The organism is Mesorhizobium waimense, from assembly GCF_003601975.1.
GTDB lineage: Bacteria > Pseudomonadota > Alphaproteobacteria > Rhizobiales > Rhizobiaceae > Mesorhizobium > Mesorhizobium waimense.
Genome location: NZ_QZWZ01000052.1, coordinates 24339 through 40353, shown reverse-complemented (window position 1 = coordinate 40353; position 16015 = coordinate 24339). Strand labels below are relative to the sequence as shown.

16 protein-coding genes, 1 tRNA gene and 1 riboswitch are annotated in these 16015 nt (G+C 60.5%); of the genes, 14 read left to right on the top strand and 3 right to left on the bottom strand.

The window, feature by feature from the left end; all coding sequences use genetic code 11:
- Positions 1-186: 186 nt before the first annotated feature.
- Entirely contained in the window at positions 187-672 is a 486-nt protein-coding gene (locus D3227_RS41340) for a hypothetical protein (RefSeq protein ID WP_147377764.1), read from the bottom strand.
- A 295-nt stretch (positions 673-967) separates the two neighbouring features.
- Between D3227_RS41340 and D3227_RS34370 the strand changes: the two genes are divergently transcribed.
- The 11 genes from D3227_RS34370 (at position 968) to D3227_RS41980 (ending at position 11752) form a co-directional block, all read left to right on the top strand.
- Positions 968-1231 (top strand): hypothetical protein, encoded by a 264-nt coding sequence (locus D3227_RS34370; RefSeq protein WP_245452031.1) that lies wholly within the window; start codon positions 968-970, stop codon positions 1229-1231.
- 402 nt (positions 1232-1633) lie between these two features.
- Entirely contained in the window at positions 1634-2041 is a 408-nt protein-coding gene (locus D3227_RS34365) for a hypothetical protein (protein ID WP_120018576.1), read from the top strand.
- A gap of 160 nt (positions 2042-2201) precedes the next feature.
- The gene (locus D3227_RS34360; RefSeq protein ID WP_120018575.1) at positions 2202-2501 is read left to right on the top strand and encodes a helix-turn-helix domain-containing protein; all 300 of its coding nucleotides are present in this window, start codon (positions 2202-2204) and stop codon (positions 2499-2501) included.
- 438 nt (positions 2502-2939) lie between these two features.
- The gene (locus D3227_RS34355) at positions 2940-3461 is read left to right on the top strand and encodes a hypothetical protein (RefSeq protein WP_120018574.1); all 522 of its coding nucleotides are present in this window, start codon (positions 2940-2942) and stop codon (positions 3459-3461) included.
- 488 nt (positions 3462-3949) lie between these two features.
- Positions 3950-4048: riboswitch (SAM-I-IV-variant riboswitch) on the top strand.
- A gap of 37 nt (positions 4049-4085) precedes the next feature.
- On the top strand, positions 4086-4658 hold the full coding sequence (locus D3227_RS34350) for a hypothetical protein (protein ID WP_120018573.1): 573 nt from the start codon (positions 4086-4088) through the stop codon (positions 4656-4658).
- 392 nt (positions 4659-5050) lie between these two features.
- Positions 5051-6595, top strand: a complete 1545-nt coding sequence (locus tag D3227_RS34340; RefSeq protein WP_120018571.1) for a class I SAM-dependent DNA methyltransferase — start codon at positions 5051-5053, stop codon at positions 6593-6595.
- Positions 6588-7829, top strand: coding sequence for a restriction endonuclease subunit S (locus D3227_RS34335; protein ID WP_120018570.1), 1242 nt, complete (start codon positions 6588-6590; stop codon positions 7827-7829). The genes D3227_RS34340 and D3227_RS34335 overlap by 8 nt, the downstream gene beginning before the upstream one ends.
- On the top strand, positions 7826-8239 hold the full coding sequence (locus D3227_RS34330; protein ID WP_147377763.1) for a hypothetical protein: 414 nt from the start codon (positions 7826-7828) through the stop codon (positions 8237-8239). The genes D3227_RS34335 and D3227_RS34330 overlap by 4 nt, the downstream gene beginning before the upstream one ends.
- Positions 8236-9975, top strand: a complete 1740-nt coding sequence (locus tag D3227_RS43275; RefSeq protein ID WP_245452030.1) for a type I restriction endonuclease subunit R — start codon at positions 8236-8238, stop codon at positions 9973-9975. The genes D3227_RS34330 and D3227_RS43275 overlap by 4 nt, the downstream gene beginning before the upstream one ends.
- A gap of 15 nt (positions 9976-9990) precedes the next feature.
- On the top strand, positions 9991-11448 hold the full coding sequence (locus D3227_RS43270) for a type I restriction enzyme endonuclease domain-containing protein (protein ID WP_245452029.1): 1458 nt from the start codon (positions 9991-9993) through the stop codon (positions 11446-11448).
- 133 nt (positions 11449-11581) lie between these two features.
- On the top strand, positions 11582-11752 hold the full coding sequence (locus tag D3227_RS41980; RefSeq protein ID WP_167480983.1) for a hypothetical protein: 171 nt from the start codon (positions 11582-11584) through the stop codon (positions 11750-11752).
- Positions 11753-12078: 326 nt separating this feature from the next.
- Here D3227_RS41980 and D3227_RS34320 read toward each other — a convergent pair.
- Positions 12079-12153 (bottom strand) — tRNA-Val (locus D3227_RS34320).
- Positions 12154-12283: 130 nt separating this feature from the next.
- Positions 12284-12967 (bottom strand): phosphoglycolate phosphatase, encoded by a 684-nt coding sequence (locus D3227_RS34315; protein ID WP_120018584.1) that lies wholly within the window; start codon positions 12965-12967, stop codon positions 12284-12286.
- 189 nt (positions 12968-13156) lie between these two features.
- Here D3227_RS34315 and rpiA point away from each other — a divergent pair, with 189 nt between their 5' ends.
- From rpiA to gor, 3 genes are all read left to right on the top strand, one after another.
- Positions 13157-13888: a ribose-5-phosphate isomerase RpiA gene (gene rpiA / locus D3227_RS34310; RefSeq protein ID WP_120018583.1), complete on the top strand. Its 732-nt coding sequence runs from the start codon at positions 13157-13159 to the stop codon at positions 13886-13888.
- The gene (locus D3227_RS34305; protein ID WP_120018568.1) at positions 13875-14492 is read left to right on the top strand and encodes a DUF2059 domain-containing protein; all 618 of its coding nucleotides are present in this window, start codon (positions 13875-13877) and stop codon (positions 14490-14492) included. The genes rpiA and D3227_RS34305 overlap by 14 nt, the downstream gene beginning before the upstream one ends.
- 120 nt (positions 14493-14612) lie before the next feature.
- Positions 14613-16004, top strand: coding sequence for a glutathione-disulfide reductase (gor, locus tag D3227_RS34300; protein ID WP_120018567.1), 1392 nt, complete (start codon positions 14613-14615; stop codon positions 16002-16004).
- Positions 16005-16015 lie beyond the last annotated feature (11 nt).

Below are 16015 nucleotides of genomic sequence, written 5' to 3'. Positions count from 1 at the left end.
ATGAGATCATGACTGCACTGCGCCGGGCGCGGCGGCTGAGGCGGCAGCGCTAGAGCCAAGGTGCCCCTCCGGGGTTTCCCGAAGGCCGGGGGTCGGGGGTTTGTGGGGGGCCCCAAAGGCCGGCGCTTTCAGTTTCCAAGGCCCGCCCGAAATCGAAAAACCGCTGCGTCACGCAAGCCGGATGGATCAGATAAAAAGGCCCGGCCAACGCCAGTCAGTCTGCGCCTGTCCATAGCAGTTATAATCGTAAGTGAACCGCCCGCTGGCAATTTCTCGGCAAGCCCACACGACTTGCCCGTATTGATTATAGAACGCGTCCCAATCGGCTCCTTGATAATATCGGCCGCCACCACCACCGCCACAGTTGTTCTTGGCACAAACTGCGACCGCTGCACCAACGGCGGCTATGGCGATGCCTGCGGCGATGGCTTGATTTTGTTTTTTCACCGTGTCGGCACATTGCGCGGCCGAAATGGAACGCCGCGAAAGTTCCGCATAGAGTTCTTGCCGAAAACCCTCGTCCTTCGTGGTTATGAAAGACCGACAAAGAGCAGACTGGCTAACTGCCTTGGGATTTTTGGTGAGAGCTTGCTGAGATGTCGTGCAAGCTGAAAGAGAAGTCGTCAAAAAAATGGTCGAAAAGACGACCCGAAACACTGGATTTGAGAACATGTCGCGCCCCCCGGCTCATATCCTTTTGCATAGAAGGCGCGCGAATTACAAGAAGTCCTCGCTGCGGACGTATGAAATAGTTATCGAACATGATGAACGTCAGGTTGCGGAGTGCCTCCCGGCTATTGCCGAAGCCGGATGCGGGGTGGCTTTGTGGGTCCCCACGTGACTGCATCCTTCTGAGTTCGAACGGTCCACTGACCGCATTGTCAGCAGACAGCGCCCGACCATCTCTACGCCCTCCCACGGTGGTGCTATGGTCCGGCATGATCGGTAGCGAGGGGGGAAACAATCCATGCCCGCGATCACCCGCCGTACCGTTCTCGCGCTGATCGGCGCAGCCGCTTACACCAAGTCGGCGTCCGCTGACGTAACCACCTCGCCGAAGCTGCAGGCGCTGATCGCGGTGCATGAGGTGGCCTATGCCGAGTTCCACCGTGTCGTTCATCGGGTGGAGAGCAGCAGAGACGACCGCGAGTGGGCCGACAAGGTTAAGCAGGAGGCGTTGCTGGCGGTCTGCTTAGTATCCGGCGATAAACAGAGGCGACCGCCGGGCTAAGGCGAAATATTTGCTCGCAGTCGAGGCTCGCGGCGAACTCGATCTGCAAGAGCACATGCAAGCCATCCTGCGCTCGATGATACGGAGCTGATCGCGGCTCGACCAGCGCATCTCCAAGACTAAGACATCGCCATGGACGAACGGCCTTCGCCGCTATGTCGTTGGCGATGATGGCGGGCCCGCTCCCGATCCGTCCGACGGCACGCTCAAGGCTGCCGGGTGACAGAGTTTTCCACAGTTCTTTTCATAAGCGGGGTTGCGCATTTTCCGGTCGGAGCCGACGCCCACGCCGGTTCTCTGAAGCGCCGCTTAAGTCGGCAAAAAGGGCGACAAAATGGGGCTGGATTTTCTCTCCCGCTTTACACCCCCTGGGCCCATCTCAATAACGCATGGACCCCAAAAATGACGCGCGAAATCAGCCTCGATCACCTCGACCGGCAACTGGAAAGGCTGCTGTCCAAAGTCGACACGCTGCTGCACCGGCTGGTGGTCAAGAACGACCCGCCGCCATCATCGAAGTCGAGCGAGCAGCCCCAGCAGCAAAAATTGGCGACCATCGACTACTTCATCAAAGACATGCTCGGCTACAAATCGAGGGTTAGCTACTACAACCACATCAACGAGCCCGGCTGGCCACAGCGCGTCTATCTCGCAGGCCGCAAGCCGATGCTGGTCTACGATGAATGTCTCGCCTATCAGCGAAGGTTGATGGCCGAGCGCGATCCGCCCCCGCCCGACAAGAAACCGGAGCTGCCAGATGGCAAGCAGCGTCACGTCGGCAGGCCCGCCAAGGTGCCCCCGTGCTCATGATGTCGAAGCTGGTGGTTCCCTTGATCGGCCTGCTCGCCGCCTGCCAGACCGGGCCGAATGATCTGGCCTCGATCAGGTGGTGGCGATTATCTTAGTGGGTTAGCGGGTCGGCACCTCACATGTTATCGACCTACTGCAGGGGAAGGCCGAGGCTGAACTGATGAACAACGTTTTCAAAGAAGTAGCCGCGTTGGTGGACGACTTTGATCGCCGGTTGAGGAGCATCGAAGATGACGTCGCCCACATTCTGGACATCCTTCAAAACGGGAGACCCGATCCAGATCGTCACGAAAAAAAGCAACTTGCTTATAGGCTGTCAGAGGTCACCCAAATTGCCGGCCTTTCGAGGTCAACGCTCTACAAATTGTTCAAAGAGGGGAAGCTACATGCGAGCAAATCGGGCAGGCGCACGTTAATCCTCAAAACTGAATTAGAGCGGTATTTTCGAGAGATAACCTGATCAAGGAGCCATCGAGTTGGCACATGCACCACGGAGAAATCGATTGAGCGCGGCAGCGGTGTGCTGCGCATTCGTGGTGGTGGTCCCACCGGGCGGCAATCCCCGGGGCGGTTTGCCCGAAGGCGGGGGTGGAGGTCGATTGTGGGGCCTCTATAATCCGCACGTTTTCGCTTTTTAAAGCCTTTTTGGGAGATTGGCGGCGAGGACACCGAGGCCGCACTCTTCACCTGTATCGGCATCCGAAGCGGCAGAAATATCCATTTAGGCCGTGCCCCGATTGACAGGCCAATAAGAAATGGACGGCGAGACAAATTTCCGAATTCGGCGCCAACGACAAACCTGAGCCGGTCCACTATAGCACGTGCTTGCCGGCGGTTTCGCTGGCTGAGGCCGCTACAAGTTGTCCATGAAATCGTAGGGACCGAAGGGGCAAACAAAATGAGAAACATCCTGATCGCTGCACTAGCGATACTTATCCCGGCAACCGCAAATGCTGGTGCCGATCCGGACCAGCATGTCCGTTGGGAAAACATCGGAAACTGGGCCATCACAACCAGTAAGAACACGGGTGTGTGTATTGCAGGTTCAGACTTCGATGGCGGTACTTTTATCGGCTTCTCGGTCAAGAATGATGGAACTGCCGGGCTGTTGGTCACCAATAACCTATGGAAAGACGACTTCTTCAAGGGAGGAAAGTACGCTGTTGGGCTAGAACTTGATGGGCGTGCGGAGACCTTGACCGGCTATGCCACAGACGATGGCGCACTCTTCTTTAGCGTAACTCCAGCGTTCATCGTCGACTTCGCCCTAAAGGATGCTTTCGGGATTTCGTTCTACGGAAACTCGATGGGGCGGTATAGCCTTGCCTACACCAAACGGGCCGTCGGTTCGCTACTTGCCTGCCAGCAGAGCATGGACGAGGCCCGCATTGGCTCAGCCGATAAATCCGTCTCATACTGAGATTTCACCGGCAGCTAATCTCGCTGAATTAGTACACGTGGTCTTAGCGACTGCACGGGAGATACCGATGGCCGTGAAGAACCGCCTTGACTGTGCTGGATGGATGCTTGCCGCTGGGCCGAGGAGAACCGCTGCCTCCCGGCCTCATCTAAGGCGTGGCCACCGGCTGGGTTTTACTTCGGCCATCGTCATTCCTAACTTCCACCCATTCTCGCGGCTCCACACTCGTTGAGCGCCTCCAGCATGCCGCCACCGTCTCACACGCTGGGTGGTGGTAGGCCCGGGACCAGTGACTTTGTGGGCTCACAACGGCGCACACTTTCAGGTTCCAAGCAATACATTGCCAACATCCGTGCCCCCAGCGGGGTGGGCTGGCCTGTTTCAGCACAAGCAAGTACAGTCCGTGCGCCCCCTCCGGATATCTCAGGTTGGCTCGTGCCCACGCTGATTGCCGCCCTTGCGCAGTTGCATGACCTTTGCTACGCATCAGCCTGCATCCAGAGTGGGCTTCGGCCCCGCCAACCAGCCTTGACCGGCAACGGTGGTGAAGACGATGTGGTCCGCAACGGGCAACAGTAGGTCGGCAGCCCTCCAGATGCGTGTGAAACGATGGAGGGTATTTCCATGCTGACAAGGCGAGGTTTTCTGATTGGGGCGGGCGGCTTGCTCACGGCTGCGTTTGCAAAGGATGCGCAATCCTTCATTCGCAGGACTGGGCAGCCCTTGCTTGCCTCACCTGCGGAAGTGGCCGACACCATGTACTGGTATGAAGGAGGAGAGCAGGGCTATCTTCTCACAATCGGCCCTTGGGACTTCTGCCCGCCACCGCCGACCTGGCGCGAATTCTTCTCCAGCGAGGGCATTGCACACCGGGCCGAACCTGAAATTCACGCTCTCTGGGAGGAGCGCGGGATCGGCCCAGAGGACTACGACGATCCGGTTGACGGGTGGTTCTGGGAAACTCGCTTCGATCTCGAGACCAGTCCGTGCGCCAGGGCATACCGCCTGCTGAATAAGCTGGACCTTGGTCCAAAGCTCAGGCGCGGGAGCGATGAACCGCATCTGATATTCCGCAAGGGTGACTTAGCAAATGCGGACAGCCGGTGGGTCGACGCAAGGGACGAACTCACGCTCTCCTTGCTGCAGGCTCGGCTGATCGATCTAAAGCTTCCCATCCGGATTGCACAGGGAATTTAAGGACTTCCCGACGTGATCGATGATGAACCGACGCCAATCGCCGGGGCGCCGAGGGGCGGGATGGCAATGCATGGCCCCAAGATGCCAATCAAGTGTTACATGTGCCGGTACTGCGGCTGGGTGACCACGATGCCGAGCGAGGCCCAAGCAGGTCTCTGTATGCGGTGTGTCCGTTTCGAGGGTGACGTGCATCCGGCGATGACCGGAGTTCGGATCGCAGCACACAACGCCCGTATCGTGGGGCATGGGCAAAGAAAAAGGGATGGGTGATCCGCACCATCGCGCCGTCGGCCCGTGAGATCAGGACTTGCGAAACTAATGTCCGTCAGACTGGTTGCGATTGCGCCTGCCCGCCGGTAGGTATCGGACAAGTGCTTCGGGGAGGGGACTAAGTGGCTGGGAACAACGGAAACGGTGATCTGGCGTTCACGGCGGAATTGTTCAAGGCGGCGGACAAGCTGCGGGGCAATCTGGAGCCGTCCGAATACAAGCACGTCGCGCTTGGCCTGATCTTTCTCAAGTACATTTCTGACGCCTTCGAGGCGCAGCGGGCGAAGCTGGCGGCGGACGAATATGCCGATCCGGAAGACCCGGAGGAATATCTGGCCGAAAGCGTGTTCTGGGTGCCGAAGGAAGCCCGCTGGACATTCCTGCAAGGCAACGCCAAGCGGCCGGAAATCGGCAAGCTGATCGACGAGGCGATGGAGGCCATCGAAAAGGCACCCTCGAACGAAGGGCTCAAGGGCGTTCTGCCGAAGAACTATGCCCGCCCGACGCTCAACAAGACGATGCTGGGCGAACTGATCGACCTGTTCTCCAACATCGGCATGCACGACAGCACCGACAAGGCGAAAGACCTGCTTGGCCGGGTCTACGAGTATTTCCTGTCGGGCTTCGCCGGTTCCGAGGGCAAGCGCGGCGGCGAGTTCTTTACGCCCCGATCTGTCGTGAGAACGCTGGTCGAAATGCTCGAACCTTATAAGGGCCGCGTCTACGATCCTTGCTGCGGATCGGGGGGCATGTTCGTGCAATCGGAAAAGTTCATCGAGGAGCATGGCGGGCGGCGGCATGATATCGCCGTCTATGGGCAGGAGATCAACCACACCACCTGGCGGCTGGCCAAGATGAACCTTGCCGTGCAAGGCATCGACGCCGATATCCGCTGGAACAACGAGGGCAGCTTCCACCGCGACGAACTGCCCGACCTGAAAGCCGACTTCATCCTCGCCAATCCGCCGTTCAATGTGTCGGATTGGGGCGGCGAGCGCCTAGCCGATGACCAGCGCTGGAGATACGGCACGCCGCCGAAGGGCAACGCCAATTTCGGCTGGCTCCAGCATATCCTGCATCACCTTGCGCCGCGCGGCACGGCCGGCGTGGTGTTGGCCAACGGCTCGATGTCGTCACAACAGTCGGGCGAAGGCGACATCCGCAAGGCGATGGTCGAGGCGGACGTGGTGGACTGCATGGTGGCGCTGCCGGGGCAACTGTTCTTTTCCACGCAAATCTCGGCCTGCCTGTGGATATTGGCGCGTGACAAGAGCGCCAACGGCCACCGCGACCGGCGCGGCGAAATCCTGTTCATCGACGCCCGCAAGCTCGGCTTCATGGTGGATCGCGTGCGCAAGGAGTTCAGGGCCGACGACATCGAAAAAATCGCCGGAGCCTATCACCGATGGCGGGCCAAGGATCACGCAAGCCCCTATGCCGACGTGCCGGGCTTCTGCAAAGCGGCCACGCTGGCGAAAATCCGAGAGCAGGGCCACGTGCTGACACCCGGACGTTATGTCGGTGCAGCAGACGTCGAGGATGACGGTGTGTCCTTCGTTGAGAGGTTCGAGACGCTGCGGGAACAACTTTACACGCAGTTTTCTGACGGACGGGTGCTGGAGGAGCGTATCGGACAAGTATTGGGCAAGGTTGGTTCCGATGGATAGGTGGATTTCGACTACCATTGGTGCACAGGCCACCTTGCAACGCGGCTTCGACATCACGCGCAAAGAGCAGCGATATGGTCCGTTCCCCGTGATTTCTTCCGGCGGTGTTAGCAGTTTTCATGACGAACCTAAGGTCAAAGGTCCGGGTGTAATTCTAGGACGAAAGGGGGTTGTCGGGAGCGTCTATTTCCAACGCACAGATTATTGGCCTCACGACACAACACTCTGGGTCAAGGATTTTCATGGTAACGATGAACGGTTCGTCTACTATTTTTTCTGTTCAATTGCCGACCGTCTGGCCGACCTCGACGTTGGCTCTGCAAATCCGACACTCAACCGCAATCATGTCCATCCTATTCAGCTTTCTTGGCCGCCACTGCAGTACCAGTTGAAAGTTGCGGAACTCCTCGGTTCTCTCGACGACAAGATCGAACTGAACCGCCGCATGAACGAGACGCTGGAGGCTATGGCGCAGGCGATCTTCCGCGACTGGTTCGTCGATTTCGGCCCGACCCGCCGCAAGATCAATGGCGCGAACGATCCCGTCGAGGTCATGGGCGGACTTATAGTCGATCCCGCGAGAGCGCTGCTACTAGCTGGCCAATTTTTAGGGTTTGGTGACGATGGCATGCCGGTTGGATGGCATCAGAAGGGGCTCGATCAGATCGCCGACTTCCTTAACGGCTTAGCCCTTCAGAAATTCCCCGCAGGCGAAGATGCTGACAGTCTGCCCGTCGTCAAAATCGCCGAACTCCGAAACGGCGTTACCGATAAGAGTGGCCGGGCATCGCGGAGCGTCCCTACAAAATATATCGTAAAGGATGCCGATTTCTTGTTCTCATGGTCGGGAAGTCTTTTGGCGAAGTTCTGGACTGGCGGCGAAGGAGCCCTCAATCAACATCTATTTAAGGTGTCCTCCGATGAGTTTCCCGCGTGGTTCTATTCCCTTTGGGTTCAGCACCATATGGCAGAATTTCAACAGATTGCGGCGTCCAAGGCGACAACTATGGGTCATATTCAGCGTGAGCATTTGAGGGCAGCGAAAGTCGTCTGCCCCCCAAGCAATGCGCTCACCGCAATGACGGCAGTCATGGGACCGCTCGTTGAGCGGACTGTTCACAACTCAATCGAGAACAAGGCGCTCGCCCAAACACGCGACCTCCTTTTGCCGAAGTTGATATCCGGCGAAATCCTGCTGCGCGATGTGGAAGACCATCTGGAGGCGGCGCAGTGAATGATCAAAACGGTTCCGTGAAGAAATACTGCCAAGACCGCCTTGATCGCGAAGCCGCGGTTCACCGCTCTGGCCATCAGAATGTTCACGCTCGTAGATATCTTTTGCCAAGGACCGCAGCAGGCCCGGTTGAAGTCGCTATCATCGTCAAGCCTGACAGCAAGCTTCAGATTTGGTGCGAAGCCGGCGACGTGGACCTATCGAGGTTGAGCGGGCTTCGACCTGAAACGCGCCCCGGCAGCGAAACATACTCGAAGAAGAACGAACGCGGCGATGTTGTCTACGGACGACACAGCGCGCTGAGGACCTTCGACCGTATCCACCGAGGGGACGCGCTTCGGTTCGTGCCCGAAACCGTCGGGGAAGTGGATATCATCCTGAACGCGCTCGCTAACCGGAGCATGCCGTGACGGAGGCGCCGGGCAAGGTTGTTGTTTACGAGCAGGTCGAGGCCGATTATTCGCGGTCCGGCTTCCGCGAAGACATCGTCGAGGACGCGGCCATCGGCATTTTCGAGGAGCTTGGCTACATCTACGCACCTGCTGCCCTGATCGCGCCGGACGGGGCCGCTCCGGAGCGTGATGCCTATTCCGACACCATCCTGGCATCACGACTGACGGCGGCCGTCGAGCGCCTCAACCCGTCCATCCCGGCGGAAGCGCGTGCGTCGGCCATCAAGCAGCTTTTCCTGACCGAAACGCCGTCGCTGGTCGAGGAAAATCGACGCATCCACCGGCTGCTCACTGAGGGCGTTGATGTCGAGTTCGTCGTGGCCGATGGTGAGATCAAGGGCGACAAGGTCTGGCTGATCGACTTCGACAACATCGACAACAACGACTGGCTCGTGACCAACCAGTTCACGGTGGTCGAGAGCCGCCACAAGCGCCGCCCCGACATCGTCGTGTTCGTCAACGGCCTGCCGCTCGCTATCATCGAGCTGAAAAACGCCGGGTCGGAGGTCGCCGACATCGGCGCGGCCTTCAACCAGCTTCAGACCTACAAGGCGCAGGTGCCGTCGCTGTTCCGCACCAATGCCGTCTTGGTTGCATCGGACGGGGTGCTGGCGCGCATCGGCTCGCTGACGGCGGACGAGGAGCGCTTCATGCCATGGCGCACCGTCACGGGCGCGGACGGCGATTTCACGCCGCATGGTCCGCGCGAGATGGCGACGCTGCTGCGCGGGGTGTTCGACCGCAAGCGGTTCCTCTCCCTGTTGCGTGACTTCATCGTCTTCGGAGACAGGGGCGAAGGGCCGTTTAAGATCATCGCCGGATATCATCAGTTCCACGGGGCGACCAAGGCGCTCGCCAGCGCCATTGAAGCAGCCCGCCCCGACGGTGACCGCAAGATCGGCGTGATCTGGCATACGCAAGGGTCCGGCAAGAGCCTGCTTATGGCATTCTTCGGCGGCCTCATCGTGCGGTCGAAGGAATTGCAGAACCCTACGCTGGTCGTGCTTACTGACCGCAACGACCTCGACGACCAGTTGTTCGGCACCTTCAGTCTGTGCCGCGACCTGATCCGCCAGAGACCGGAACAGGCCGACAGCCGGGACGAACTGCGCCGCCTTCTCAGTCGCTCGTCTGGCGGCGTGATCTTCACCACGGTGCAGAAATTTTCGCCCGAGGCCGGGGAGGAGAGCTTCCCGATGTTGACCGACCGGCGCAACGTCATCGTCATGGCCGACGAGGCGCACCGCAGCCAATATGGCTTCGACGCCAAGCTCGACAAGGCGACGGGCAAGCGCCGCTACGGTTACGCCCACTATATCCGGCAGGCGATGCCCAACGCCTCCTTCATCGGCTTCACTGGCACCCCGATTGAGGCGGACGACGTGAACACGCCAGCGATCTTCGGCGAGTACATCGACATCTACGACATCAGCCGGGCGGTTGAGGACGGGGCAACGGTTCCAATCTTCTACGAGAGCCGATTGGCGCGCATCGAATTGGACGAAGACGAGAAGCCGCGCATCGACGCTGAGATCGAGGCCATCCTCGAAGACGACACTTTGTCGGAGCAGGAAAAACAGAAGGCCAAATGGACCACGGTTGAGCGGCTGGTCGGCTCTGAAAAGCGCCTGTCACAGATTGCCGCTGATCTGGTCGAGCATCTGGAGGCCCGCATCGCCGGGATGAACGGCTAGGCGATGGCCGTCTGCATGAGCCGCCGCATCTGCGTGGACCTCTACAAGCAGATCGTCGCGTTGCGGCCTGAATGGCATTCCGATGATGACGACAAGGGCGCGATCAAGATCGTCATGACAGGCTCGGCATCCGACCCGCTCGAATGGCAGCCGCATATCGGCAATAGGAAGCGGCGCGACGATCTTGCCAAGCGTGCGCGCAACCCCGACGACCCGCTCAAGCTGGTGATCGTGCGCGACATGTGGCTGACCGGCTTCGACGCGCCCTGCATGCACACCATGTATATCGACAAGCCGATGCGCGGCCACGGGCTGATGCAGGCGATTGCTCGCGTCAACCGCGTGTTCAAAGACAAGCCGGGCGGCCTGATCGTCGACTATATCGGCATCGCTCAGAACCTGAAAAACGCGCTCGGCCAGTACACTAAGTCCGATCAGGAAAAGACCGGCATCGACGAGGCCGACGCCGTCGCCGTCCTGATCGAGAAGTACGAGATTGTGCGCAGCATGTTCCACGGCCACGACTACAGCCTCGGCATCAGCGGCCAGCCTCAGCAGCGGCTCGTCGCGCTGGCCGACGCCATCGATTGGATACTGAAATGGCAGGAGCAAGAAGCTGCCAAGGTCGCGGGCATGGACGACAAGAAGAAAGCGCACCGCCGTTTTTCTGACGCCGTGTTGGAACTGAGCAAGGCCTATGCGCTGGCGTCGGCCAGCGACCAGGCACGCGCCATTCGTGACGAGGTCGGTTTCTTTCAGGCGGTGCGGGCGGCGCTCGTCAAGACCACGGCCACTGGCAAGATGTCGGACCGGGCCAAGAGCTTCGCCGTCGAGCAATTGCTGAACCAAGCCGTCGCCAGTGCCGAGATCGTCGACATACTGAAGGCGGCGGGCATCCAGTCGCCGGACATCTCGATCCTGTCGGACGAGTTTTTGGCCGACATCCAGAAGCTGGAGAAGAAGAACCTCGCGCTGGAGGCTTTGAAGAAGCTTCTCAACGGGGAAATCAGGAGCCGGTCGCGGTCCAACGTGGTGGAGGCGAGGTCCTTTTCACAACGGCTGGAAGAGGCGGTCTCTCGTTACCACGCCAACGCCATCTCGACGGTCGAAATGATCCAGGAACTGATCGCCTTGGCAAAGGACATCAAGGCCTCTGCAGCGCGCGGTGAGGAACAGGGACTGTCGCCGGAGGAGTTGGCCTTCTATGACGCCCTTGCCGAGAACGAGAGCGCGGTCGAGGCGATGGGCAGCGAGCAATTGCGCGTGATCGCCCATGAGCTTGTCGAGCAGATGCGAGGGTCAGCGACCGTCGACTGGCAGCACAAGGCGACAGCCCGGGCCCGCATGCGTGTGCTGGTCAAGCGCATCCTGAAGAAATACGGCTACCCGCCAGACCTCGAACAGGAGGCCGTGCAGACCGTGCTAGCACAGGCGGAAACGCTCCTGCGTGAAGTAATGGTTCCCGCGAAGTAGGTTTGACCGGCACGTAAGACCTAGGCCGACGAAGCGCCTTGTTCAGACAGCACCTTTTCTGCCTGCTCGATGGTCTCGTACACGCCACCTAGCGAGGGATCGTCCTGCTGGGACAGAAATGTGGAGCAAGCCAATGGATGATGTTCAACGACGAAGACTGGAACGCATCGCGTGGAACCGCGCCGCCGCGACAGGCGACGATGAAGAGCGGTGGTCGTTCGTGTTCAAGACGCCGGGCGCCATCGGCTATTTCTTCTGCCATTTTCTGAGGTTGCAGAGTTTGACGGCGACCTTGAGGGGTTAAATCTCTCGTGGAAGCCGGAGCGCGTTGCGCAGATCATGTCCGGAGGAGACCTGATCCCTGGGGAATTTGCTGAATGGCAGCGTGCCTATTGTAATCAGCAAGTGGAGACCGGTGCGGATAGCGTTTGGCCAGTCTGGATTGTGCCGATCAACATTGAAGACCAAGTCGCAGGTTACGCGTTGAGGCGGAGCTAACCTACTGAGGGTGCGGCAGCCTGTCGCGGATCAAAAGCCGGTGGCGACCCGGTGGCGACCCGAGTGAAAGTTGCTATTTTGCCCGCCCTTGAGCAGTCGCAGCAACTGCTTGTTTTTCTTGACAAAAAGTTATGGTGGGCGATGCAGGGATTGAACCTGCGACCCCACCCGTGTGAAGGGTGTGCTCTCCCGCTGAGCTAATCGCCCGCTCGTTGCCCGAAGGCCAAGCGAGCCGCGATATAAGGGAGGCAGCCTTGTGAAGTCAAGGCGATGTGCCACCATTCCGACACGGACTGAAACGGGGCAAGGTCGACAGACGCTGGAGCCTGATTGTCGCTCAGCCGCCAGCCGCGGCGATCAGCCGTTCCGCCAGATCCAGTGTCAGCGCGTCGAAATGCGAGATCACTGCCGACGGTTCGAATTCGCGCACATGGCGCTCGGTGTAGCCGAAATCGACGGCCACCACCGGAATGCCGGCGGCCTTGGCGGTGTCGATGTCGGTTTGCGAATCACCGACCATCAGCGCCCGATGCGGATCGCCGCCGGCCAGCCTGATGGTTTCGACGAGATGGCGTGGGTCGGGCTTGCGGAAGACAAACGTGTCCTGGCCGGCGATCGCCGCAAAATGCTTCGCCAGGCCGAGCGCCTCGATCAGCGCCACGGAATTCGCCTCGTATTTGTTGGTGCAGACGGCAAGCAGATAACCGGCCTTCTCGAAGCGGGCGATGGCGTCGACGACACCAGGGTAGGGGCGCGATTTGCCAGGAATGTTGTCGGTGTAGTGGTCGAGGAACAGTTTCAGCAACCTGTCATGTTCCTCCACGGCCAGCGATCGCCTCTGTGCCGCGTGGGCGCGTTCGATCATCACCCGGCCGCCATGACCAACGAAGCGCTTGAAGCCGGCCTCGTCGACGGCTGCCAGTTCGCTGGCGGCGAGACTGTGGTTGAGGCTGTCGAGCAGATCCGGCGCCGTGTCGACCAGCGTCCCGTCGAGGTCGAACACGATGATCGGTCTGGTCATGGCCTGTCCTGTGGCGATTGCGTCGCCCGAGGCGATAACGCCTGCGCTCCGATAGGGCAAGCCAGCTTGGCCAATCCACAGGCCATGACCGATCGGCGCGGGCGCGGCCTTTGACCGGGCGGGCAAAAATGCTAGGAGCGCGCGAACCAGCGAAACCGGACGAGACATGGGACCGCACAAGACATGGGCATGGATGCGAGGCAACTGAAGGTCGAGGCCGCACGGGCAGCCCTTGCCCATGTGCGCGAAGGCATGCGGCTTGGCATCGGCACCGGCTCGACCGCCGAGGAGTTCGTGCGGCTGCTTGCCGAGAAGGTCGCCACCGGCCTCACCATCGTCGGCGTGCCTACGTCGGAACGTACCGCGGCGCTCTGTCGCGAGCTCGGCGTGCCGCTGTCGACGCTCGAGGAAACGCCTGAACTCGACCTCACCGTCGACGGCGCCGACGAGGTCGACCCGGAACTGACCCTGATCAAGGGCGGCGGCGGCGCGCTGCTGCGCGAGAAGATCGTCGCGGCGGCTTCCGGGCGCATGATCGTCATTGCCGACCGCTCGAAAATGGTCGAGACCCTCGGCCGCTTTCCGCTGCCGATCGAGGTCAATCAATTCGGCCTGCGGGCGACCGAAATCGCGGTCGGCGCAGCGGCCAAAAGTCTCGGTCTTTCCGGTCCGATTACATTGAGGATGACGGGGGGCCAGCCTTTTGTTACAGACGGCGGCCATTTTATCCTCGATGCATCTTTTGGCCGCATTCCGGATACAAGAGCGCTTTCGAATGCTCTCCACGCCATACCGGGCGTCGTCGAGCACGGTCTTTTCATCGGGCTGGCGTCAGCGGCCATCATCGCCGGCGGCGACGGCATCCAAACCGTCCATGCCGCCCGAAAACCAGGGAGTTCTACCGACCATGATGTTGCATAACCGGGTTCGCAGCCTTTCGGCCATTCTGGTGGCTTGGGCCGCCGTCTTCGCGTTTTCTTCGCCTGTGTTCGCGCAGGACGTTCCCGAATCGCACCTGAAGGCAGCGCGCGCCGCCGTCGCCGCGATCCACGCAACCGACCCGTTCGACAACATCCTGCCGCAGGCCGCCGCCGCTCTCGAGCAGCAATTGATCCAGAAGAACCCGGACATGCAGGACCTGATCGGCAAGACCATCACCGACAAGGCGATGGCATTGGCCTCGCGCCGCGCCGATCTCGAAAAGGAAGCAGCCCTTGCCTATGCCAAGGTCTTCTCCGAGAAGGAACTCAACGACATTGCCGCCTTCTACAGCTCCGATACCGGCAAGAAGCTGCTCGACAGCGGCCCGACCGTGACGCGTGACCTGGTGAAGGCCGCCGACATCTGGCAGAACGGGCTGGCCCGCGATCTCGCCCAGCAGGTCGGCGAAACGCTGGCCGCGGCGGCGAAGGCCAATGCACCGGCAGCGCCCGCCGCTCCCGCTGACGCCACGGCCCCCGCGGCGCCCGCCGACGGCGCTGCCCCGGCTGATGGCGACGCGCCCGCCGACAACACGCAGAACTGATTTTTACTCTTGCAGATGGCCTGACGGCCGCTGGACCAGAAAAGCCCGGTTTATCCGGGCTTTTCTTTTGGCCATCGGCAGCCTACCTGTCTCACACATTTTGAAGGCAAGGAGCAGTCTATGGCCGGTTACGACTACGATCTTTTCGTCATCGGCGGCGGCTCCGGTGGGGTGAGGGCGGCGCGCGTCGCCGCAGCGCTCGGCAAGCGCGTCGGCATCGCCGAGGAATACCGCTATGGCGGCACCTGCGTCATCCGCGGCTGCGTGCCGAAGAAGCTCTTCGTCTATGCCTCGCAATTTCCCGAGCATTTCGCCGATGCCGCCGGCTATGGCTGGACGGTGCCCGAGGCCAGCTTCGACTGGCCGACGCTGGTCGCCAACAAGGATCGCGAGATCGCTCGGCTCGAAGCCATCTACGAGAAGAACGTGAAAGGCGCCGGCGGCGAGACCTTCCATTCGCGCGCCATGCTGGTCGACCCGCATGTGGTCCATCTTCTCGGCGAGGATCTCACCGTCACCGCCAATCAGATCCTGATCGCCACGGGCGGCCGCCCGGCGCCGCATCCTGCGCTCCCCGGTCACGAGCACTGCATCTTTTCCAACGAAGCCTTCGACATCAAGCGATTGCCGAAGGCGATCATGATCGAGGGCGGCGGCTATATCGCCGTCGAATTCGCCAACATCTTCCACGGGCTCGGCGTCGACACAACGCTGGTCTATCGCGGCAAGGAGATCTTGTCGCGCTTCGACATGGACCTGCGCCGTACACTGCACGAAACCATGGAGAAGAAGGGGATAAAGATCGTCTGTCACGCCGTGTCGGAATGGGTGCGCAAGCGGCCGGACGGGCGTCTGGACGCTTTAATCACCGGCGGCAGGGTGCTGACGGTCGACCAGGTCATGCTCGCCATCGGCCGCATCCCCAACACCGAGAATATGGGGCTGGAAGGCGTCGGCATCGAGCTCGGCAAGACCGGCGCCATCGTTGTCGACAAATATTCGCGCACCAACATCGACAACATCTGGGCGATCGGCGACGTCACCAACCGCGTGCAACTGACACCGGTGGCGATCCACGAAGCCATGTGTTTCATCGAGACCGCCTTCAAGGGTAATCCGACCGCGCCCGACCATGGCACCATTCCGACGGCGGTGTTCTCGCAGCCCGAGATCGGCACCGTCGGCCTGGCGGAAGACGAGGCGGTCAAGCGCTTCTCCGACATCGAAATCTACCGCGCCTCATTCCGCCCGATGCGCCACACGCTGTCCGGCCGTGACGAGAAGATGCTGATGAAGCTGGTGGTGGACGGCGCTTCAAAGAGGGTGCTCGGCGCCCATATCCTCGGACCTGACGCCGGCGAGATGGCGCAGCTCCTCGGCATTCCGCTGAAGGCCGGGCTGACCAAGGACGACTTCGACCGCACCATGGCGGTGCATCCGACGGCGGCGGAAGAGCTGGTCACCATGTACAAGCCGACCTACCGCGTGAAGGACGGCCAGCGCGTCGATTAAAGCCTGGCCAA